This is a genomic window from Streptococcus sp. 2342 (genome assembly GCF_013276795.1).
Taxonomy (GTDB): Bacteria; Bacillota; Bacilli; order Lactobacillales; family Streptococcaceae; genus Streptococcus.
Genome location: NZ_VMLR01000001.1, coordinates 174,945 through 192,726, shown reverse-complemented (window position 1 = coordinate 192,726; position 17,782 = coordinate 174,945). Strand labels below are relative to the sequence as shown.

Sequence of the window (17,782 nt, the reverse complement as noted above, 5' to 3'; positions counted from 1 at the left end):
TTTACCACATTTTGCCGTTTAAAGCTTAAGAAAATTATGATATACTAGAATGTAGCAAAAATTTAGAAATGGACGTGAAGCAAGAAACATGGCACAGTTGTATTATCGTTATGGGACCATGAACTCTGGTAAGACGATTGAGATTCTCAAGGTGGCCTATAACTATGAGGAGCAAGGAAAAGGTGTTGTGATTATGACCTCGGCTCTGGATACGCGTGACGGTGTTGGCTATGTGTCGAGTCGTATTGGCATGAAACGCCCTGCCATTGCAATTGAGGAGTCAACAGATATTTTTGGATTTATCCGAGATTTACCTGAGAAACCTTACTGTGTGTTGGTCGATGAGGCTCAGTTTCTCAAGCGTTACCATGTTTACGACCTAGCTCGTGTTGTTGATGAGTTAGATATACCTGTCATGACTTTTGGTTTGAAAAATGACTTTCGCAATGAACTGTTCGAAGGTTCCAAATATCTCTTGCTTTTAGCAGACAAGATTGACGAAATCAAGACCATCTGTCAGTATTGTAAGAAAAAGGCAACTATGGTTTTGCGTACACAGGATGGACTGCCAGTCTATGATGGTGAGCAGATTCAAATCGGTGGCAATGAAACCTATATCTCGGTTTGCCGTAAACATTATTTTGCGCCTGAAATCAATAAGGAGAATGAAGAAAAATGAACATCTATGATCAACTACAAGCTGTAGAAGACCGTTATGAAGAATTAGGAGAATTGCTGAGTGACCCGGATGTGGTCTCTGACACCAAACGTTTTATGGAGCTTTCAAAAGAAGAAGCTTCAACTCGTGATACAGTAACAGCCTACCGTGAGTACAAACAAGTCCTTCAAAACATCGTTGACGCTGAAGAAATGATTAAGGAATCAGGTGGAGATGCTGACTTGGAAGAAATGGCCAAGCAAGAACTCAAAGATGCCAAGGCTGAAAAAGAAGAATACGAAGAAAAACTGAAAATCTTGCTCCTTCCAAAGGATCCAAACGATGACAAAAATATCATCCTTGAAATCCGTGGAGCAGCTGGTGGAGACGAAGCGGCACTTTTCGCTGGAGACCTTCTAACTATGTATCAAAAGTATGCGGAAGCCCAAGGTTGGCGCTTTGAAGTCATGGAATCCTCTATGAATGGTGTCGGTGGTTTTAAAGAAGTCGTTGCCATGGTTTCAGGTCAATCTGTATACTCTAAACTCAAGTATGAATCGGGTGCCCACCGTGTACAGCGTGTCCCTGTGACAGAAAGCCAAGGCCGTGTTCATACTTCGACAGCGACAGTTCTTGTTATGCCTGAAGTAGAAGAAGTTGAATACGATATTGATCCAAAAGACCTTCGTGTCGACATCTATCACGCCTCTGGTGCTGGTGGACAGAACGTCAACAAGGTTGCGACTGCGGTTCGTATCGTTCACTTGCCAACCAATATCAAGGTTGAGATGCAGGAAGAACGTACCCAGCAGAAAAACCGTGAGAAAGCCATGAAAATCATCCGTGCGCGTGTTGCTGACCACTTTGCACAAATTGCTCAGGATGAACAAGACGCTGAGCGTAAGTCAACAATCGGTACTGGGGACCGTTCAGAACGAATCCGTACTTATAATTTCCCACAAAACCGTGTCACAGACCACCGTATCGGCTTGACCCTCCAAAAACTAGATACCATTTTGTCTGGTAAGTTGGATGAAGTTGTGGATGCCTTGGTGCTCTATGACCAAACGCAAAAATTAGAAGAATTAAACAAATAATGAAATTAGCTCAATTATTTTCAGATTTTGAAGAAGAGTTGATAAGAAAAGGAGAGGAAGCAGAAAGCCTCTCTTTTGTCTATCGTAGTCTGAAAGACCTCACGTTTACAGACTTTGTTTTTGCCCTCCAGCAGGAAGTGACGGAAGAGGAAGAAGTATTTGTAAAAGAAATTTTCCAACAGTTAGCAGCTCATAAACCAGCACAGTATATCATCGGACAGGCAGATTTTTATGGAATGCAGTTAAAAGTGGATGAGCGGGTTTTGATTCCTCGTCCAGAGACAGAGGAGTTGGTTGAGCTTATCCTGGCTGAAAATCCTGAGACGAATCTTTCAGTTCTGGATATTGGAACAGGTAGTGGATCTATTGCTCTCGCTCTAGCAAAAAACAGACCAGATTGGTCAGTGACAGCAGCAGATATTTCCCAAGATGCTTTAGATTTAGCTAAGGAAAATGCTAAAAATCAAAATCTTCAAATATTTTTAAAAAAATCTGACTGTTTTACAGAAATTTCTGAAAAATATGATATAATTGTTTCCAATCCACCCTATATCTCTCGTGAAGATGAGTCAGAGGTCGGCTTGAATGTTTTGCATTCGGAGCCTCATCTAGCTCTCTTTGCAGACGAGAATGGCTTAGCTATTTACCGTAGAATTGCGGAAGATGCAACAGACTATCTCAAAGATGGTGGTAAGATTTACCTTGAAATTGGATACAAGCAAGGTCAAAGTGTTCCTAAACTTTTTAGGAAATACCTTCCTGAAAAAAGAGTACGAACGCTCAAGGACCAGTTTGGTCAAGATAGGATGGTTGTAATTGATGATGGACAGGATTAGACAAGAGTTGGAAAATGGTGGAGCGGTCGTTCTACCTACTGAGACAGTTTACGGTCTCTTTGCCAAGGCTCTAGACGAAAAAGCAGTTAATCATGTATACCAGATTAAACGTCGTCCCAGAGACAAGGCACTCAATCTCAATATTGCCTCTTTAGAGGATATCTTGCGTTTTTCAAAGAATCAGCCAACTTATCTTCAAAAACTTGTAGAGACCTTTTTACCAGGTCCCTTGACCATTATTCTCGAAGCTAATGACAGAGTCCCCTATTGGGTCAATTCTGGCCTTGAAACTGTTGGATTTCGAATGCCGAGTCATCCCATTACCCTTGATTTGATTCGAGAGATAGGTCCCTTGATTGGGCCGTCTGCCAATATTTCAGGTCAGGCAAGTGGAGTGACCTTTAATCAAATTCTAGAGGATTTTGACCAAGAGGTTCTGGGTCTGGAAGACGATGCTTTTCTAACTGGACAGGATTCAACGATTTTGGATTTGTCGGGAGACAAGGTGAAAATCTTACGCCAAGGGGCCATTAAGCGAGAAGATATTCTTGCTCGGTTGCCAGAGATTTCTTTTGAGGAGGCATGAAATGCTAAGAAATTTAAGAGAAACTGATGTGAAAACAATATGTGAGATCAACCAAGATGCTTTGGGCTATTCTTTTAGTCCAGAGGAAACGGCTAATCAACTAGCTAGACTGTCTCAAGATGAACATCATTTCCTACTTGGCTATGAGGATGCAGCTAGTCATGTCTTACTTGGTTATGTCCACGCTGAGGTTTACGAATCCCTTTATTCCAAAGCAGGATTCAATATCTTAGCTTTAGCAGTTTCACCTCAAGCACAAGGGCAAGGTATTGGTAAAAGCTTACTGCAAGGGTTGGATCAAGAAGCAAAAAGACGTGGTTATGGGTTTATCCGCTTAAACTCTGCCGATCATCGTCTGGGTGCTCATGCATTTTATGAAAAAGTTGGTTATACTTGTGATAAAATGCAGAAACGGTTTATTCGCATCTTTTAGTTTAATTTTCTAATAAGAAAATTAAACTAATGGACTAGTCACACAATAAAAGGAGAAGACCTATGATTTTTGACAAAGATGATTTTAAAGCATACGATGCTGATCTCTGGAATGCTATTGCTAAAGAAGAAGAACGCCAACAAAACAACATTGAGTTGATTGCTTCGGAAAACGTAGTTTCCAAGGCTGTTATGGCAGCTCAAGGGTCTATCTTGACAAACAAATATGCCGAGGGTTACCCAGGACACCGTTATTATGGTGGAACGGATGTAGTAGATGTGGTAGAATCTCTAGCCATTGAACGCGCAAAAGAAATTTTCGGCGCTAAATTCGCTAATGTCCAACCTCACTCAGGCAGCCAAGCCAACTGTGCGTCTTACATGGCCTTAATTGAGCCAGGTGATACCGTTATGGGGATGGATTTAGCAGCAGGTGGACACTTGACCCACGGAGCTCCTGTTAGCTTTTCTGGTCAAACCTACAACTTTGTTTCTTATAGTGTGGATCCTGAAACGGAACTTTTGGATTTTGATGCTATCTTGAAACAAGCCCAAGAAGTAAAACCAAAATTGATTGTAGCAGGTGCTTCAGCCTATTCTCAAATTATCGACTTTTCAAAATTCCGTGAAATTGCAGATGCCGTTGGTGCTAAGCTCATGGTAGATATGGCTCATATCGCTGGTTTGGTTGCGGCTGGTCTACATCCTAGCCCAGTGCCATACGCTCACATCACGACAACAACGACTCACAAAACCCTTCGTGGACCTCGTGGTGGTTTGATTTTGACTAATGACGAAGAACTTGCTAAGAAAATCAATTCAGCTATTTTCCCTGGTATTCAGGGTGGTCCTTTGGAGCATGTTGTGGCAGCTAAAGCTGTTTCTTTCAAAGAAGTTTTGGATCCAGCCTTCAAGGAATATGCTGCCAATGTTATCAAGAACAGCAAGGCTATGGCAGATGTCTTCTTGCAAGATTCTGATTTCCGTATCATTTCTGGTGGAACTGAAAACCACCTCTTCCTAGTGGATGTTACTAAGGTTGTAGAAAACGGAAAAGTTGCTCAAAACTTGCTGGATGAAGTCAATATTACCCTAAATAAAAACTCAATTCCTTACGAAACCTTGTCACCATTCAAGACAAGTGGGATTCGTATCGGAGCAGCAGCTATTACTGCACGTGGATTTGGTGAAGAAGAAAGTCGCAAAGTGGCTGAACTCATCATTAAAACCCTTAAAAATGCAGAAAATGAAGCTGTCTTAGAAGAAGTGAGAAGTGCAGTTAAAGAATTAACAGATGCCTTCCCATTATACGAGGACTAAAACTTTTATGGACATTTATATTAAGAAAGCTATTATTCACCAGTTCAGTCCGGATGATACCGAGCTGTTCCTAGCGGATAAGTTTCTCAATATTACTCCAAAAATCGAAGAATACTTGCGTAAAAAAATTGAACGTGTGTATTCAGATGAAGCCAAGACTGGGATTTTCGAGCAAGAAAATCCCTTCTTCAATCATATCACAGACGATTTGTTGGAGACATCAGTAACACTGGCTAATCTCTGGAAAGAAGAGTTCAGTATTTCTGAAAACCTCAAGACCAATGACTTGATTTTTGTGCAATTTTCTAAAGAAGGCGTGGAACATTTTGCTTTCTTGAGAATTGCCCTGCGTGAGACCTTGACTCACCTCGGAGGAGAAGTTGATAATCCAATCAAGCTGACTCAGAATAACCTGCCTGGATTTGGAACAGGGGCTGATGAAGCCTTGGTGGTTAATCTTCAAAGTCGCAAGTACCATCTGATTGAAAAACGAATCAAGTACAACGGGGCTTTTTTGAACTATTTTTCAGAAAATCTTCTTGCCGTCGCCCCTAAGATTTCACCCAAGAAATCCATCAAGGAACTGGAAAAAACAGCCCAGAGAATTGCTGAGACATTTAATACAGATGACTTTCAATTTCAATCTAAGGTCAAATCAGCGATTTTCAACAACCTAGAAGAAAACAATGAATTGTCACCTGAAAAATTGGCCAACGACCTTTTTGACAACAATCTGACAGCTCGATTAAGCTTTATTGACCAAGTCAAAGAAGCAGTACCAGAGCCAGTTCAGTTTGATGAAATTGATGCCAGTCGTCAGCTTAAAAAATTTGAAAACCAAAAACTCTCCTTGTCAAATGGAATTGAGCTCATCGTTCCCAATAACGTCTATCAAGACGCCGAGTCTGTTGAGTTTATCCAAAATGACAATGGAACCTACTCTATCTTAATCAAAAATATCGAGGATATCCAAAGTAAATAATGTTTAAACGAATTCGAAGAGTGCTTGTACTAGCAGTCTTCCTTTTTGCTGGCTATAAAGCTTACCGTGTTCACCAAGATGTCAAGCAGGTCCTGACCTATCAACCCATGGTGCGAGAAATTTTGAGTGAAAAAGACACTCCAGCAAACGAAGAGCTTGTGCTCGCTATGATTTATACCGAAACAAAAGGAAAAGAAGGCGATGTTATGCAATCTAGTGAGTCTGCCAGTGGTTCCACCAACACCATCAATGATAATGCCTCTAGCATTCGGCAAGGCGTTCAAACTCTGACAGACAATCTCTATCTGGCCCAGAAAAAGGATGTAGATGTCTGGACGGCTGTTCAAGCCTATAATTTTGGACCTGCCTATATCGATTTTATCGCCCAAAATGGCAAGGAAAATACCTTGGCTCTGGCCAAACAGTACTCTCGTGAGACTGTTGCCCCCTTGCTTGGTAATACCACTGGAAAGACTTATAGTTATATTCACCCCATTTCCATTTTTCATGGTGCCGAACTCTATGTAAATGGAGGAAACTATTACTATTCTAGACAGGTGCAACTCAACCTTTACATCATCAAATGTTTCACTCTCTTTTCGACATCTGGCTAGCCCAGGTGTTTTTGTTATAAGTTTTCTTTAAGATAGATATATTACTCTAGAAAGGTAAAGGAGGGAATTCCCTATGAGAAAGAAACTCTTTCTGACCAGTGCTGCGGTCTTGTGGGCAGTAACAGCTATGAATAGTGTCCATGCAGCAACAGATGTGCAAAAAGTCATCGATGAAACCTATGTCCAACCTGAATATGTCCTAGGTTCATCCCTATCTGAAGACCAAAAAAATCAAACCCTTAAAAAACTGGGCTACAATGCCTCAACAGATACCAAAGAACTCAAGACTATGACACCTGATGTCTATTCTAAAATCATGAATGTGGCCAATGACTCTAGTTTACAGTTGTATTCATCAGCCAAGATTCAAAAACTAGGTGACAAGTCGCCACTTGAGGTCAAGATTGAAACACCAGAAAACATCACTAAGGTGACGCAGGATATGTACCGCAATGCGGCCGTAACTTTGGGTGTGGAACACGCCAAAATCACTGTAGCCGCCCCCATTCCAGTTACAGGTGAGAGTGCTTTAGCAGGGATATACTATTCTCTAGAAGCTAATGGAGCCAAGGTGCCACAAGCCAACAAAGATTTGGCTCAAGAAGAGCTAAAGGCTTTGTCAGATATCAATGCTGAAAACAAGGACAAATCAGGCTATGATGCTAATAAATTAAACGTTGCCCTAGCCGATATCAAGTCAGGACTTGCCAAAGCTAAAGAAAGCAAGGGAAATCTGACAGAGGAAGATGTCCGTAAAATCGTTGAAGATACCTTAAAAAATTACAAACTTGATCAGGTTATAACAGGAAACCAGATCAATATCATCATCAATTTTGCTTTAAATCTCTCAAAAAGTGATATCCTCAGCAATGCAGACTTCACTAAAACCTTGAATGACCTGAAACAAAGTATTGTTTCACAAGCTGGCGACAGTTTTAAAAATATCAACCTTAACTTTGATGCTGATAAGGCGCTAGAGGACGGCGGGAACTTTTTAAGCTCCCTCTGGCAAGCCATTGTCAACTTCTTCAAGAGTTTTGGTTCTTAATACTCTTCGAAAATCAAATTCAAACCACGTCAACGTCGCCTTGCCGTACTCAAGTACAGCCTGTGGCTAGTTTCCTAGTTTGCTCTTTGATTTTCATTGAGTATAAGCTATTACAAAAAGGTAGTCAGATTTTTTCAGAAAAATGTTTTATAAATATTCACAAATCTCCTATATTTATGGTAAAATAGAATCATCATTTTATTTTGGAGTCAAAGATGAATATATTTAGAACAAAAAATGTTAGTTTAGATAAAACGGAGATGCATAGGCATTTGAAGTTATGGGATTTGATTTTGCTGGGTATTGGAGCCATGGTAGGGACAGGTGTCTTTACAATTACAGGTACTGCAGCTGCAACTCTAGCGGGTCCAGCCCTAGTGATTTCAATCGTGATTTCTGCCTTGTGTGTGGGATTATCAGCCCTCTTTTTTGCAGAATTTGCTTCGCGAGTACCTGCTACAGGTGGTGCCTACAGTTATCTCTATGCTATTTTAGGAGAATTCCCAGCCTGGTTGGCTGGTTGGTTAACCATGATGGAGTTCATGACAGCCATATCAGGCGTAGCTTCGGGTTGGGCAGCTTACTTTAAAGGCTTGCTCTCTCAATACGGGATAGCCCTTCCTCAGGCTTTAAATGGTACCTTTAATCCTCAAGCAGGAACATTTGTTGATTTATTGCCTATTCTTGTCTTGGTATTGGTGACCTCGCTTGTTTTACTTAATGCTAAAGCAGCCTTACGCTTTAATTCTATTCTAGTGATTCTGAAATTTTCCGCTTTAGCTCTCTTTGTTTTAGTAGGAATTTGGCATATTAAACTTGATAATTGGAGCAATTTTGCTCCTTATGGTTTTGGACAAATCTATGGTGCTAGTACTGGTATTATGGCTGGTGCGTCCTTGATGTTCTTCGGTTTTTTGGGATTTGAATCTATTTCTATGGCTGTAGATGAAGTCAAGACTCCTCAAAAAAATATTCCTAGAGGGATTGTCTTATCGCTTTCTATCGTAACCATTCTTTATGCCTTGGTGACGCTTGTCTTGACTGGTGTGGTTCACTATAGTCATCTAAATGTCGACGATGCCGTTGCCTTTGCCCTTCGCAGCGTTGGGATTAGTTGGGCAGCTAATTATGTGTCATTGGTGGCTATCTTGACCTTGATTACGGTTTGTATCTCGATGACTTATGCCCTATCTCGTATGATTTACAGTTTAGCGCGTGACGGCTTGATGCCTGCTGCCTTTAAAGAACTGACCAAAACAAGCAAGGTACCAAAAAATGCTACTATCTTGACCGGTCTAGCTTCAGCAGTAGCAGCAGGAATGTTCCCTCTTGCTAGTATCGCAGCCTTCTTAAATATTTGTACCTTGGCCTACTTAATCATGCTGGCTTATGGTCTGATTCGCTTACGGAAAGAAAAAGGAATGCCCAATGCTGGAGAATTTAAAACACCATTGGTACCCTTATTACCGATTTTATCAATCATCATTTGTTTATCATTTATGTTGCAGTATAATATGGAAACTTGGATTGCTTTCCTAGTTGCATTGTTGATAGGAAGTATCATTTACTTCACTTATGGTTATAAGCATTCTACCATAGAAGAATAATACTCTTCGAAAATCTCTTCAAACCACGTCAGCTTCGCCTTGCCGTATATATGTGACTGACTTCGTCAGTCTTATCTACAACCTCAAAACAGTGTTTTGAGCTGACTTCGTCAGTTCTATCTACAACCTCAAAACAGTGTTTTGAGCTGACTTCGTCAGTTTCATCTACAACCTCAAAAACATGTTTTGAGCTGACTTCGTCAGTTCTATCTGCAACCTCAAAGTCGTGCTTTGAGCAGCCTGCGGCTAGCTTCCTAATTTGCTCTTTGATTTTCATTGAGTATATAAAGTGAGAATCTGTTGAGTTGTTGAAACTCAGCAGATTTTTATATGTGAAAGAAATTTCAATTTTTTTCTTAAAATAGCTTGACAGATTAAATTTTTAGGAGTAGAATGTTTACTAGTTAATTAAATGGTTAAGGAGTTGTTCATGAAGAAACAAAATTTATTTTTAGTCTTGTTAAGTGTTTTTCTTTTATTGCTAGGAGCCTGTGGTCAAAAGGAAAGTCAGACAGGTAAAGGGATGAAGATTGTGACCAGTTTTTATCCTATCTACGCTATGGTTAAGGAAGTGTCAGGTGACTTGAATGATGTTCGAATGATTCAATCAAGTAGTGGAATTCACTCCTTTGAACCTTCGGCAAATGACATCGCGGCCATCTATGATGCAGACGTCTTTGTTTACCATTCACATACGCTCGAATCTTGGGCAGGAAGTTTAGATCCCAATCTAAAAAAATCCAAAGTGAAGGTCTTAGAGGCTTCTGAGGGAATGACCTTGGAACGTGTCCCTGGACTAGAGGATGTGGAAGCAGGGGATGGAGTTGATGAAAAAACGCTCTATGACCCTCACACTTGGCTAGATCCTGAAAAAGCTGGTGAAGAAGCGCAAATTATCGCTGATAAACTTTCAGAGGTGGATAGTGGGCATAAAGAAACTTACCAGAAAAATGCGCAAGCCTTTATCAAAAAAGCTCAAGAACTAACTAAGAAATTCCAGCCTAAATTTGAAAAAGCGACTCAGAAAACCTTTGTAACACAACATACAGCCTTTTCTTATTTAGCGAAGCGATTTGGACTTAATCAACTTGGTATTGCAGGTATCTCTCCTGAACAAGAACCAAGTCCAAGACAACTAACAGAAATTCAGGAATTTGTTAAGACCTATAAGGTTAAAACGATTTTTACAGAAAGTAATGCTTCTTCAAAAGTAGCTGAAACTCTTGTCAAATCAACAGGTGTGGGTCTTAAAACTCTGAATCCTTTAGAGGCAGACCCACAAAATGACAAGACTTATTTAGAAAATCTTGAAGAAAATATAAGTGTTTTAGCAGAAGAATTAAAGTGAGGAAAGAATGAAAATCAATAAAAAATATGTAGCAGGTTCAGTGGCAGTTCTTGCCCTAAGTGTTTGTTCCTATGAACTTGGTCGTTACCAAGCTGGTCAGGCTAAGAAAGAGTCTAATCGAGTTGCTTATATAGACGGTGATCAGGCTGGTCAAAAGGCAGAAAATTTGACACCAGATGAAGTCAGTAAGAGAGAGGGAATCAACGCCGAACAAATTGTTATCAAGATTACGGATCAAGGTTATGTGACCTCTCATGGAGACCATTATCATTACTATAATGGTAAGGTTCCTTATGATGCCATCATCAGTGAAGAACTTCTCATGAAAGATCCGAATTATCAGTTGAAGGATTCAGACATTGTCAATGAAATCAAGGGTGGTTATGTGATTAAGGTAAACGGGAAATACTATGTTTACCTTAAAGATGCGGCCCATGCGGACAATATTCGGACAAAAGAAGAGATTAAACGTCAGAAGCAAGAACACAGTCATAATCATAATTCAAGCACAGATAATGCTGTTGCTGCAGCCAGAGCCCAAGGACGCTATACAACGGATGATGGTTATATCTTTAATGCCTCTGATATTATAGAAGATACGGGTGATGCCTATATCGTTCCTCATGGCAATCACTTCCACTATATTCCTAAGAGTGATTTGTCTGCCAGTGAATTAGCTGCCGCCCAAGCCTTCTTATCTGGAAAAGGCGGTCAATTAAGTACGGTTGAATACCGTTCAAGTAGGGGAGAAACAAGATCTAGTGTGAGAACGAGTCAATCTGAGACACCTCAAAATCCTGCAACAGATTCTGAAAGTCAAAGTGAGGACTTAGCTAGTCTCCTTCAAGAATTGTACGCTTTGCCACTTAGCCAACGTCATGTGGAGTCTGATGGATTAGTATTTGACCCAGCACAGATTACAAAACGTACTGCAAATGGTGTGGCAGTTCCTCATGGGGATCATTTCCATTTCATTCCTTATTCACAAATGTCTGCTTTGGAAGAAAAATTGGCTCGAAATCTACCAATTGGAGGTCAGCCAGTTCAAAAGCATTCTGATAATACGAAACCAAGCAGTACAGATAAACTAAGTTCAACCATTAAACCAAACTTTAATCTCAATACGCCGGCACCGAATAGAGCAACTGGAGGCGCCTATACAACGGATGATGGGTATGTCTTTAGTCCGTCAGATGTGATTGAAGATACAGGAGACGCTTTTATTGTACCGCATGGCAACCATTTCCACTATATACCAAAAGGCGCTTTGTCTGCAGGAGAATTGGCTGCTGCCCAAGCCTATTGGAATGGGAAGCAGGGGTCTCGTCCTTCTTCAAGTTTTAGTCATAATGCAAATCCAGCTCAACCAAGCTTGTCAGAGAACCACAATCTAACTGTCACTCCAACTTATCATCAGAATCAAGGGGAAGATATTTCAAGCCTTTTACGTGAATTGTATGCCAAACCTTTGTCAGAACGACATGTGGAATCGGATGGCTTGGTATTCGACCCAGCACAAATAACAGATCGTACAGCAAATGGTGTTGCTGTGCCTCACGGAAATCATTATCACTTTATCCCTTATTCACAAATGTCTGATTTAGAGCAGAAGATTGCAAGAATGATTCTGTTAAAAGGGCAAAATGGTGCAGTCGTGCCAGGAATGCATTATTTGAAACCAGCACCAAAACCGCAAGCTCAACCGTCAACTGAGAAAAAACAAACTAATTTTGCAGTAGAACAGGTTGTTAGAAAAGTTGGAAAAGGATATGTTGTGGAAATTGCTGGTGTCAGTCACTATGTTTTTGCTAAAGACTTGGCTAAGGATAAGATTGATGCTATTGAAAATCTCTTGTCTAAGAAAACTCAAGAGACACATGCTCTAGTTGCGAAGAAAGAAAACGTCTCTTCTCGTGACAAAGAATTTTATGATAAAGCTTATAATCTGTTAACCCAGGCTCATAAAGCCTTGTCTGAAAATAAGGGGCGTGCTGTTGATTTCCAAGCCTTAGACAAATTAGCAGAACGCTTGAATAATGAATCTTCTAATAATAAAGTAAAATTGGTAGATGATTTATTGGCATTTCTAGCACCGATTACCCACCCAGAACGCCTTGGCAAACCAAATGCTCAAATTGCCTATACAAACGATGAAATTAAATTAGCGAAATTAGCAGGTAAATATACAACCTCAGATGGCTACATTTTTGACGAACATGATATTGAAAGTGATGCAGGAAATGCCTACGTCACTCCACACTTGAACCATAGCCACTGGATTAAAAAAGACAGCTTATCTGAAGCTGAAAGGGCAGCAGCTCAGGCTTATGCTAAAGAAAAAGGCTTACAAGCTCCAAATTCTACTGAAGCAAAACCAGAGGCAACAGGGACAGAAGCTATCTATAACCGCGTAACAGCTGAGAACAAGGTACCATTAGAAAAAATACCAAATCATTTACAGTATACTGTAGCTGTACAGAATGGTTACTTTATAATTCCTCACTTTGATCACTATCATAATCTTAAGTTTGCATGGTTTGACGAAGGACTCTATAAGGCACCTGAGGGTTATACCTTAGAAGATTTATTTGCGACTGTAAAATATTATGTTGAACATCCAAATGAACGTCCTCACTCAGATAATGGTTGGGGAAACGCAAGTGACCATGTTCGTAAAAATAAAGCAGAAGACAGTAAACCTGATGAAGATAAGGAACATGATGAAGTAAGTGAGCCAACTCGCCCTGAATCTGATGAAAAAGAGAATCACGCAGGTTTAAACCCTTCAGTAGATAATCTTTATAAACCAAGCACTGATGAAGACGAGACAGAGGGAGTAGCTAATGATACAACAGACGAATCTGAAGTCCCTCAAGTAGAGACTGAAAAAGTAGAAGCCAAGCTTAAAGAAGTAGAAGATCTACTTGATGCAGTAACGGATGCTAGCTTGAAAAACAATGTGACAGAGAGCCTAGCTGGTTTACGAAATAATCTGAGTCTCCAAACCATGGATAATAATGGTATCATGGCAAAAGCAGAAAAATTACTTGCTTTGTTAAAAAGGTAGTGAGTCAGTTATGACGAAATCAGAAGCATAAATTTATCCTGTTAAATTAAAATGATGTAAGAGTCAGTAGCAATACTGGCTTTTATTTATCTTGCTCCGTAAGGTTCAGGCTAAATAAATCACCTGATTTTTTTGGGCTCTGGCTTCATTTAGGAGAAATCAATCTACATCCAAGGTTAGTAACTTAATCATAGGTCTTCCTTTGTTAGAGAAGATGATGGTAAAAGGGGAGAGGGTAATTGATTTTACAGTTTAGGATGTTTTGATAACAATTCATGACTTGAAAAAGATATTTCGCCAATATATGCTATACTAAACTTGTTATACAGTTAAGTAAATTATTATATTCAATAAGCTAGTCAAGAAAAACAGAGGATTTAAGATGAAAAAACGGATTATTCAGATTTTACTAGCATTGTCCTTAATTTTTTACAAATCAACTTGGTTTTGGACGCTTTTCAATCATCTCGCAAAGTCCTATCTACCAGCAAGTCGTGAGTTTTTTCAGATTCTACTTTTGCTGGAAAGTGTAGTTCTTTTATTAGCGGTCATCTATCTACTAGTTTTTGCAGGAAAGAAAACTTTTCATTTCAAGTGGCAGCTGAGGTACTTTATCTACCTTTTACTGGGCTACATCATTTTGTATATGTCGGACTTCTTCTTGTCTTATTTCATACCCTCGTCTTCAAATCAAATTTCTTTGAATGAAACGATAGAAATGATAGGGAGACAGGAATTACCCTATTTCTTGCTCATAGCTTGCTTCATCGGTCCTATTACTGAGGAATTGATTTATCGCGGTGTGCTAATGACAACCTTTTTCAAAAACTCGCCTTGGTACGGAGATGTCTTGCTTTCTGCTATTATTTTCGGTTATATTCATATCAATTTTGCTTTAACTCCTCTTGCTTTTTTCATTTATGTTAGCGGAGGGCTTATTTTGGCTCTATTGTATCGCATGACTAAAAATCTCTACTATCCAATACTAGTTCATATTTTCATCAATATCACTGCTTTCTGGAATGTGTGGTTACTCCTATTTTCAGGAAGTTAGCTTACTAAAACAATGTCGGAACTTTCCAGCATTTTCTTTTCGATATCGGAGTGGTGTGTAGCCACTTATTTTTTTGAATTGATTTTGAAAATAAGATTGGCTTGAGAAAGCTAGATAGCTACTGATGTGGCTAATGGATTTATATGTGTGGACTAACAACTCTTTAGCCTCTTCAATTTTGGCTTCTATGATAACTTCGTTAATGGTCTTTTTGGTTTCAGATTTGAATTGCTTACCAAAGAAGGAGTAACTAAAACCAATGTGATTTGCGATCATTTGAACAGACAATGGGATATTATATTAGTATGACTTTGAATATGGTCAAGGGCCTCTTTCACAGGCTGACTAAGATTGGACTGTGATTTGCTATCTGCAACACGTTTTACAAAATCCATATACATGGTAAGGTCAGTCCGTATATGCTGATTTCATCTGACAAGCGCTCGTACTCCGTAATATAGATATCCTGATAGTTACAGTACTTCGAAAGGAATTGGAGGTAAATGTATAAAATGACGTTTGATCAACAAATTATAGCAATTGCTATGGTCATACTGGGAACTGTTATCACACGCCTTGTCCCGTTTATTTTTTTTTCATCCAAAGAGAAAACGCCAGCTTATATTCTCTACCTTGGGAAAGTTCTCACTCCAGCTATTTTTGGATTAATGGTCGTCTTTAGTCTCAAAGATACGAGTTTCACGAATACTAGTGATCTTCTTCCAAAGTTGCTAGCTATTTTAGTTGTTATCTTCTTGCATAAGTGAAAAAAGAATATGTTACTTTCGGTTGCTGGTGGCTCCCTATTTTATATCACCTTGTATTCTTTAGTTTTTTAGGAGGTTGGTATGTTGTAAAAATGGAATAGGTTTCATTTATTAAGAACTTTTGTCTCACTCTTGATTTGTCTCTTTTCTTTTTCCGTAAAAATCTAGGATTACTTTTCTTTTCAGAGCTCTTATCTGTCTATTTTATCCTTATAGGTGGAAAAGATTTTCTATCATATTTGAGTAAGACAAGAAGTGTTTGAACTCTTGCACAGTCACTTTTCCCTATTCTTCTGTCCATCTGGTTGGTCTATGTTAGTTTTGAAGGCCTAGCTAGAGATATTCCTTACTACATTGGAACATGGGCGATCATGCTAGGAATAGCTAATATTATCATTGGCTGGTAAATCTGTCGACTATAAATAGAAAATGCCAAACAGACTGTCATTACAGGATTTATCTTGATTTTATTTGTTATGTTAGTACTGATTCAACAAAACATAAGTGGAAGTATCTTTGCTTATCTAATAGAACTGTTCTTCTTGATAGATTGTCTGGTTTCAATTTTTAGATATCGCTCCAAAACAAATATTTATTAAACCATTCTATTCTTTACCTTGAAGAGTAGGATGGTCTTTTTCTCAAGAATTTTATCCTTTATAAGTTTACTATTTTGTGATATTTGTCTGGCGTAAGAGCAGCAAACAACTGATTACCATAGAATTTTAATTAGTAGCTGACTAGTCCTTGTGTTATCTTGCTATATCGTGCAGAAATATTTCTATGTACAGGGTTCTAATACCTATATTTTTGACAATAATATAAGAAAATAGTATACTAAATAGACAGTCATTTATTGTAGTGATAACGGTTAGGAGAAAATAGTGTTAAAACGTATTTTAAATATAGCATTAGCTTATGTCGGTGTTGTTATTGGTGCTGGACTATCTTCAGGCCAAGATTTAATGCAATACTTTGTTAGTTTTGGTAAATGGGGTATCATTGGAACGATTGTTCTTGGAATCATAAGTATTATTTTTGGTAAAATTATCATTACCTTAGGAAGCTATTTCCGTTCAAATGATCATTTTGAAGTTCTTTCCCAAATTGCCGGGCCTATTACTAATAAGATTCTTGATTTTGCTTTAATTGTTTCCTGCTTTGTAATTGGTTTTGTTATGATTGCTGGGGCTGGTTCAAACCTTAACCAACAATTTGGTTTGCCATTTTGGTTGGGAGGATTGATTTGTGCTATCTTGGTCATTATTGTCAGTTTTCTTAATTTTGAAAAGATTACCAGCGTTCTTGGGATATTTACTCCTTTGGTTTTTGTCATGATTATCATTATGGCAGTCCATACGTTCGTAGGGAAAAGTTTTGATTTTGAAGAATTAGAAGCAATCACAGCTACACTTTCTTCTCCGATGCCCAATGTCTGGGTTTCTTTACTAAATTATTTCGCACTAACTGTTATGACTGGTGTATCCATGGCATTTGTCTTAGGAGGTTCTGTCATGAGAATTGGTGTTGCGGAAAAAAGTGGTCTCTTAGGTGGACTTGTAGTTAGTTTGATTATTACCGTAGCAACTGGTATTTTATACGCCAATATAAAACTTGTTTCAACTGTTGATATTCCTATGTTAACAATTGCGGAGCAAATTCATCCTCTATTTTCTTTGCTGTATGCTCTAATTATTTTTGGACTTATTTTTAATACAGCTTTCAGTTTATTTTATGCCTTGGCAAAACGTTTCTCTTCAAACAAACCTAAGCGCTTTTACCCTATTCTAATCGCTACGGTCGCTATAGGATATGGTTTATCTTTTATGGGGTTTAAAGAATTAGTCTCCATTATGTATCCTCTTTTAGGTTATGTCGGTTGTCTAATGCTGGTCATTTTAGCAGTGGCATGGATAAAAGAAAGAGGAAACATCAAAGGGGAAAAATCTTTAAGACGAAAGATGATTCGATTGATAACCAAAAAATATGACGATGATCAAGAATATACTATTAGAGATAAAGCGACATTTCACCAACTTGGTGAAGATTCTATTATAGATACTAAAAGTATCAAAAGTGATATCAAGGATTTAGTAAAAGAACAGTTTGTTGATGATGATGCAAAACATGATGGAAGCGTCTTATCTTAAATGATAATAAAACTGGCAAAATCTTTAAAATCAGAAAAGTGCATCTTATCAGGTATCAAAAACACTTGATAAGATGCCTTTTATTGTAATACTAGATACTTCAGCTTTTCCTAAAATTGAGTTTTTTCCATCCTTAGCTGAACTGACTTTTGAAGTATTTTCATCTTAATAAATAGATAATGAACATTAACTCATCTATCTGCTAGTAGCTAGTCA

At 38.7% G+C, this 17,782-nt stretch carries 15 protein-coding genes; all 15 read left to right on the top strand.

What is annotated here, in order from left to right; translation table 11 throughout:
• Positions 1–88: 88 nt before the first annotated feature.
• The 15 genes from HT689_RS00845 (at position 89) to HT689_RS00765 (ending at position 17,566) form a co-directional block, all read left to right on the top strand.
• Positions 89–679 (top strand): thymidine kinase, encoded by a 591-nt coding sequence (locus HT689_RS00845; RefSeq protein WP_173225894.1) that lies wholly within the window; start codon positions 89–91, stop codon positions 677–679.
• A complete protein-coding gene (gene prfA / locus HT689_RS00840; RefSeq protein ID WP_173225896.1) occupies positions 676–1,755 on the top strand; it encodes a peptide chain release factor 1 in 1,080 nt (359 codons plus the stop codon). Before HT689_RS00845 ends, prfA begins: the two co-directional genes overlap by 4 nt.
• Entirely contained in the window at positions 1,755–2,591 is an 837-nt protein-coding gene (prmC, locus tag HT689_RS00835) for a peptide chain release factor N(5)-glutamine methyltransferase (RefSeq protein WP_173225898.1), read from the top strand. Before prfA ends, prmC begins: the two co-directional genes overlap by 1 nt.
• Positions 2,575–3,177: an L-threonylcarbamoyladenylate synthase gene (locus HT689_RS00830; protein ID WP_173225900.1), complete on the top strand. Its 603-nt coding sequence runs from the start codon at positions 2,575–2,577 to the stop codon at positions 3,175–3,177. Before prmC ends, HT689_RS00830 begins: the two co-directional genes overlap by 17 nt.
• Before the next feature lies 1 nt (position 3,178).
• A complete protein-coding gene (locus HT689_RS00825; protein ID WP_173225902.1) occupies positions 3,179–3,610 on the top strand; it encodes a GNAT family N-acetyltransferase in 432 nt (143 codons plus the stop codon).
• A gap of 62 nt (positions 3,611–3,672) precedes the next feature.
• Positions 3,673–4,929, top strand: a complete 1,257-nt coding sequence (gene glyA, locus HT689_RS00820; protein ID WP_173225903.1) for a serine hydroxymethyltransferase — start codon at positions 3,673–3,675, stop codon at positions 4,927–4,929.
• 7 nt (positions 4,930–4,936) lie between these two features.
• Positions 4,937–5,911, top strand: coding sequence for a nucleoid-associated protein (locus HT689_RS00815; protein ID WP_173225905.1), 975 nt, complete (start codon positions 4,937–4,939; stop codon positions 5,909–5,911).
• Positions 5,911–6,525: a cell wall hydrolase Pmp23 gene (gene pmp23, locus HT689_RS00810; protein WP_173251353.1), complete on the top strand. Its 615-nt coding sequence runs from the start codon at positions 5,911–5,913 to the stop codon at positions 6,523–6,525. The genes HT689_RS00815 and pmp23 overlap by 1 nt, the downstream gene beginning before the upstream one ends.
• Positions 6,526–6,598: 73 nt before the next feature.
• A complete protein-coding gene (locus tag HT689_RS00805; protein ID WP_001227769.1) occupies positions 6,599–7,573 on the top strand; it encodes a DUF1002 domain-containing protein in 975 nt (324 codons plus the stop codon).
• A gap of 215 nt (positions 7,574–7,788) precedes the next feature.
• Positions 7,789–9,180 (top strand): amino acid permease, encoded by a 1,392-nt coding sequence (locus HT689_RS00800; protein WP_173251703.1) that lies wholly within the window; start codon positions 7,789–7,791, stop codon positions 9,178–9,180.
• Positions 9,181–9,610: 430 nt separating this feature from the next.
• Complete coding sequence (gene adcAII / locus HT689_RS00790; RefSeq protein ID WP_173225909.1) at positions 9,611–10,528, top strand: zinc-binding lipoprotein AdcAII; 918 nt, start codon at positions 9,611–9,613, stop codon at positions 10,526–10,528.
• Positions 10,529–10,535: 7 nt separating this feature from the next.
• Positions 10,536–13,595 carry a pneumococcal-type histidine triad protein gene (locus tag HT689_RS00785; RefSeq protein ID WP_173225911.1) on the top strand — a complete coding sequence of 1,020 codons (3,060 nt, stop codon included), beginning with the start codon at positions 10,536–10,538 and terminating at the stop codon, positions 13,593–13,595.
• 382 nt (positions 13,596–13,977) lie between these two features.
• On the top strand, positions 13,978–14,649 hold the full coding sequence (locus HT689_RS00780; protein ID WP_023944277.1) for a CPBP family intramembrane glutamic endopeptidase: 672 nt from the start codon (positions 13,978–13,980) through the stop codon (positions 14,647–14,649).
• 512 nt (positions 14,650–15,161) lie between these two features.
• Positions 15,162–15,416, top strand: a complete 255-nt coding sequence (locus tag HT689_RS00770; protein WP_240148110.1) for an AzlD domain-containing protein — start codon at positions 15,162–15,164, stop codon at positions 15,414–15,416.
• An 884-nt stretch (positions 15,417–16,300) separates the two neighbouring features.
• Entirely contained in the window at positions 16,301–17,566 is a 1,266-nt protein-coding gene (locus tag HT689_RS00765; protein WP_173225915.1) for a hypothetical protein, read from the top strand.
• Positions 17,567–17,782: the final 216 nt, after the last annotated feature.

Excerpts from the sequence above, each read along its gene's own strand:
- prfA (WP_173225896.1), top strand. The coding sequence starts at position 676 with ATGAACATCTATGATCAACTACAAGCTGTAGAAGACCGTTATGAAGAA.
- adcAII (WP_173225909.1), top strand. The coding sequence starts at position 9,611 with ATGAAGAAACAAAATTTATTTTTAGTCTTGTTAAGTGTTTTTCTTTTA.
- pmp23 (WP_173251353.1), top strand. The coding sequence starts at position 5,911 with ATGTTTAAACGAATTCGAAGAGTGCTTGTACTAGCAGTCTTCCTTTTT.
- glyA (WP_173225903.1), top strand. The coding sequence starts at position 3,673 with ATGATTTTTGACAAAGATGATTTTAAAGCATACGATGCTGATCTCTGG.
- HT689_RS00815 (WP_173225905.1), top strand. The coding sequence starts at position 4,937 with ATGGACATTTATATTAAGAAAGCTATTATTCACCAGTTCAGTCCGGAT.
- HT689_RS00805 (WP_001227769.1), top strand. The coding sequence starts at position 6,599 with ATGAGAAAGAAACTCTTTCTGACCAGTGCTGCGGTCTTGTGGGCAGTA.
- HT689_RS00800 (WP_173251703.1), top strand. The coding sequence starts at position 7,789 with ATGAATATATTTAGAACAAAAAATGTTAGTTTAGATAAAACGGAGATG.
- prmC (WP_173225898.1), top strand. The coding sequence starts at position 1,755 with ATGAAATTAGCTCAATTATTTTCAGATTTTGAAGAAGAGTTGATAAGA.
- HT689_RS00780 (WP_023944277.1), top strand. The coding sequence starts at position 13,978 with ATGAAAAAACGGATTATTCAGATTTTACTAGCATTGTCCTTAATTTTT.
- HT689_RS00770 (WP_240148110.1), top strand. The coding sequence starts at position 15,162 with ATGACGTTTGATCAACAAATTATAGCAATTGCTATGGTCATACTGGGA.
- HT689_RS00845 (WP_173225894.1), top strand. The coding sequence starts at position 89 with ATGGCACAGTTGTATTATCGTTATGGGACCATGAACTCTGGTAAGACG.
- HT689_RS00785 (WP_173225911.1), top strand. The coding sequence starts at position 10,536 with ATGAAAATCAATAAAAAATATGTAGCAGGTTCAGTGGCAGTTCTTGCC.
- HT689_RS00825 (WP_173225902.1), top strand. The coding sequence starts at position 3,179 with ATGCTAAGAAATTTAAGAGAAACTGATGTGAAAACAATATGTGAGATC.
- HT689_RS00830 (WP_173225900.1), top strand. The coding sequence starts at position 2,575 with ATGATGGACAGGATTAGACAAGAGTTGGAAAATGGTGGAGCGGTCGTT.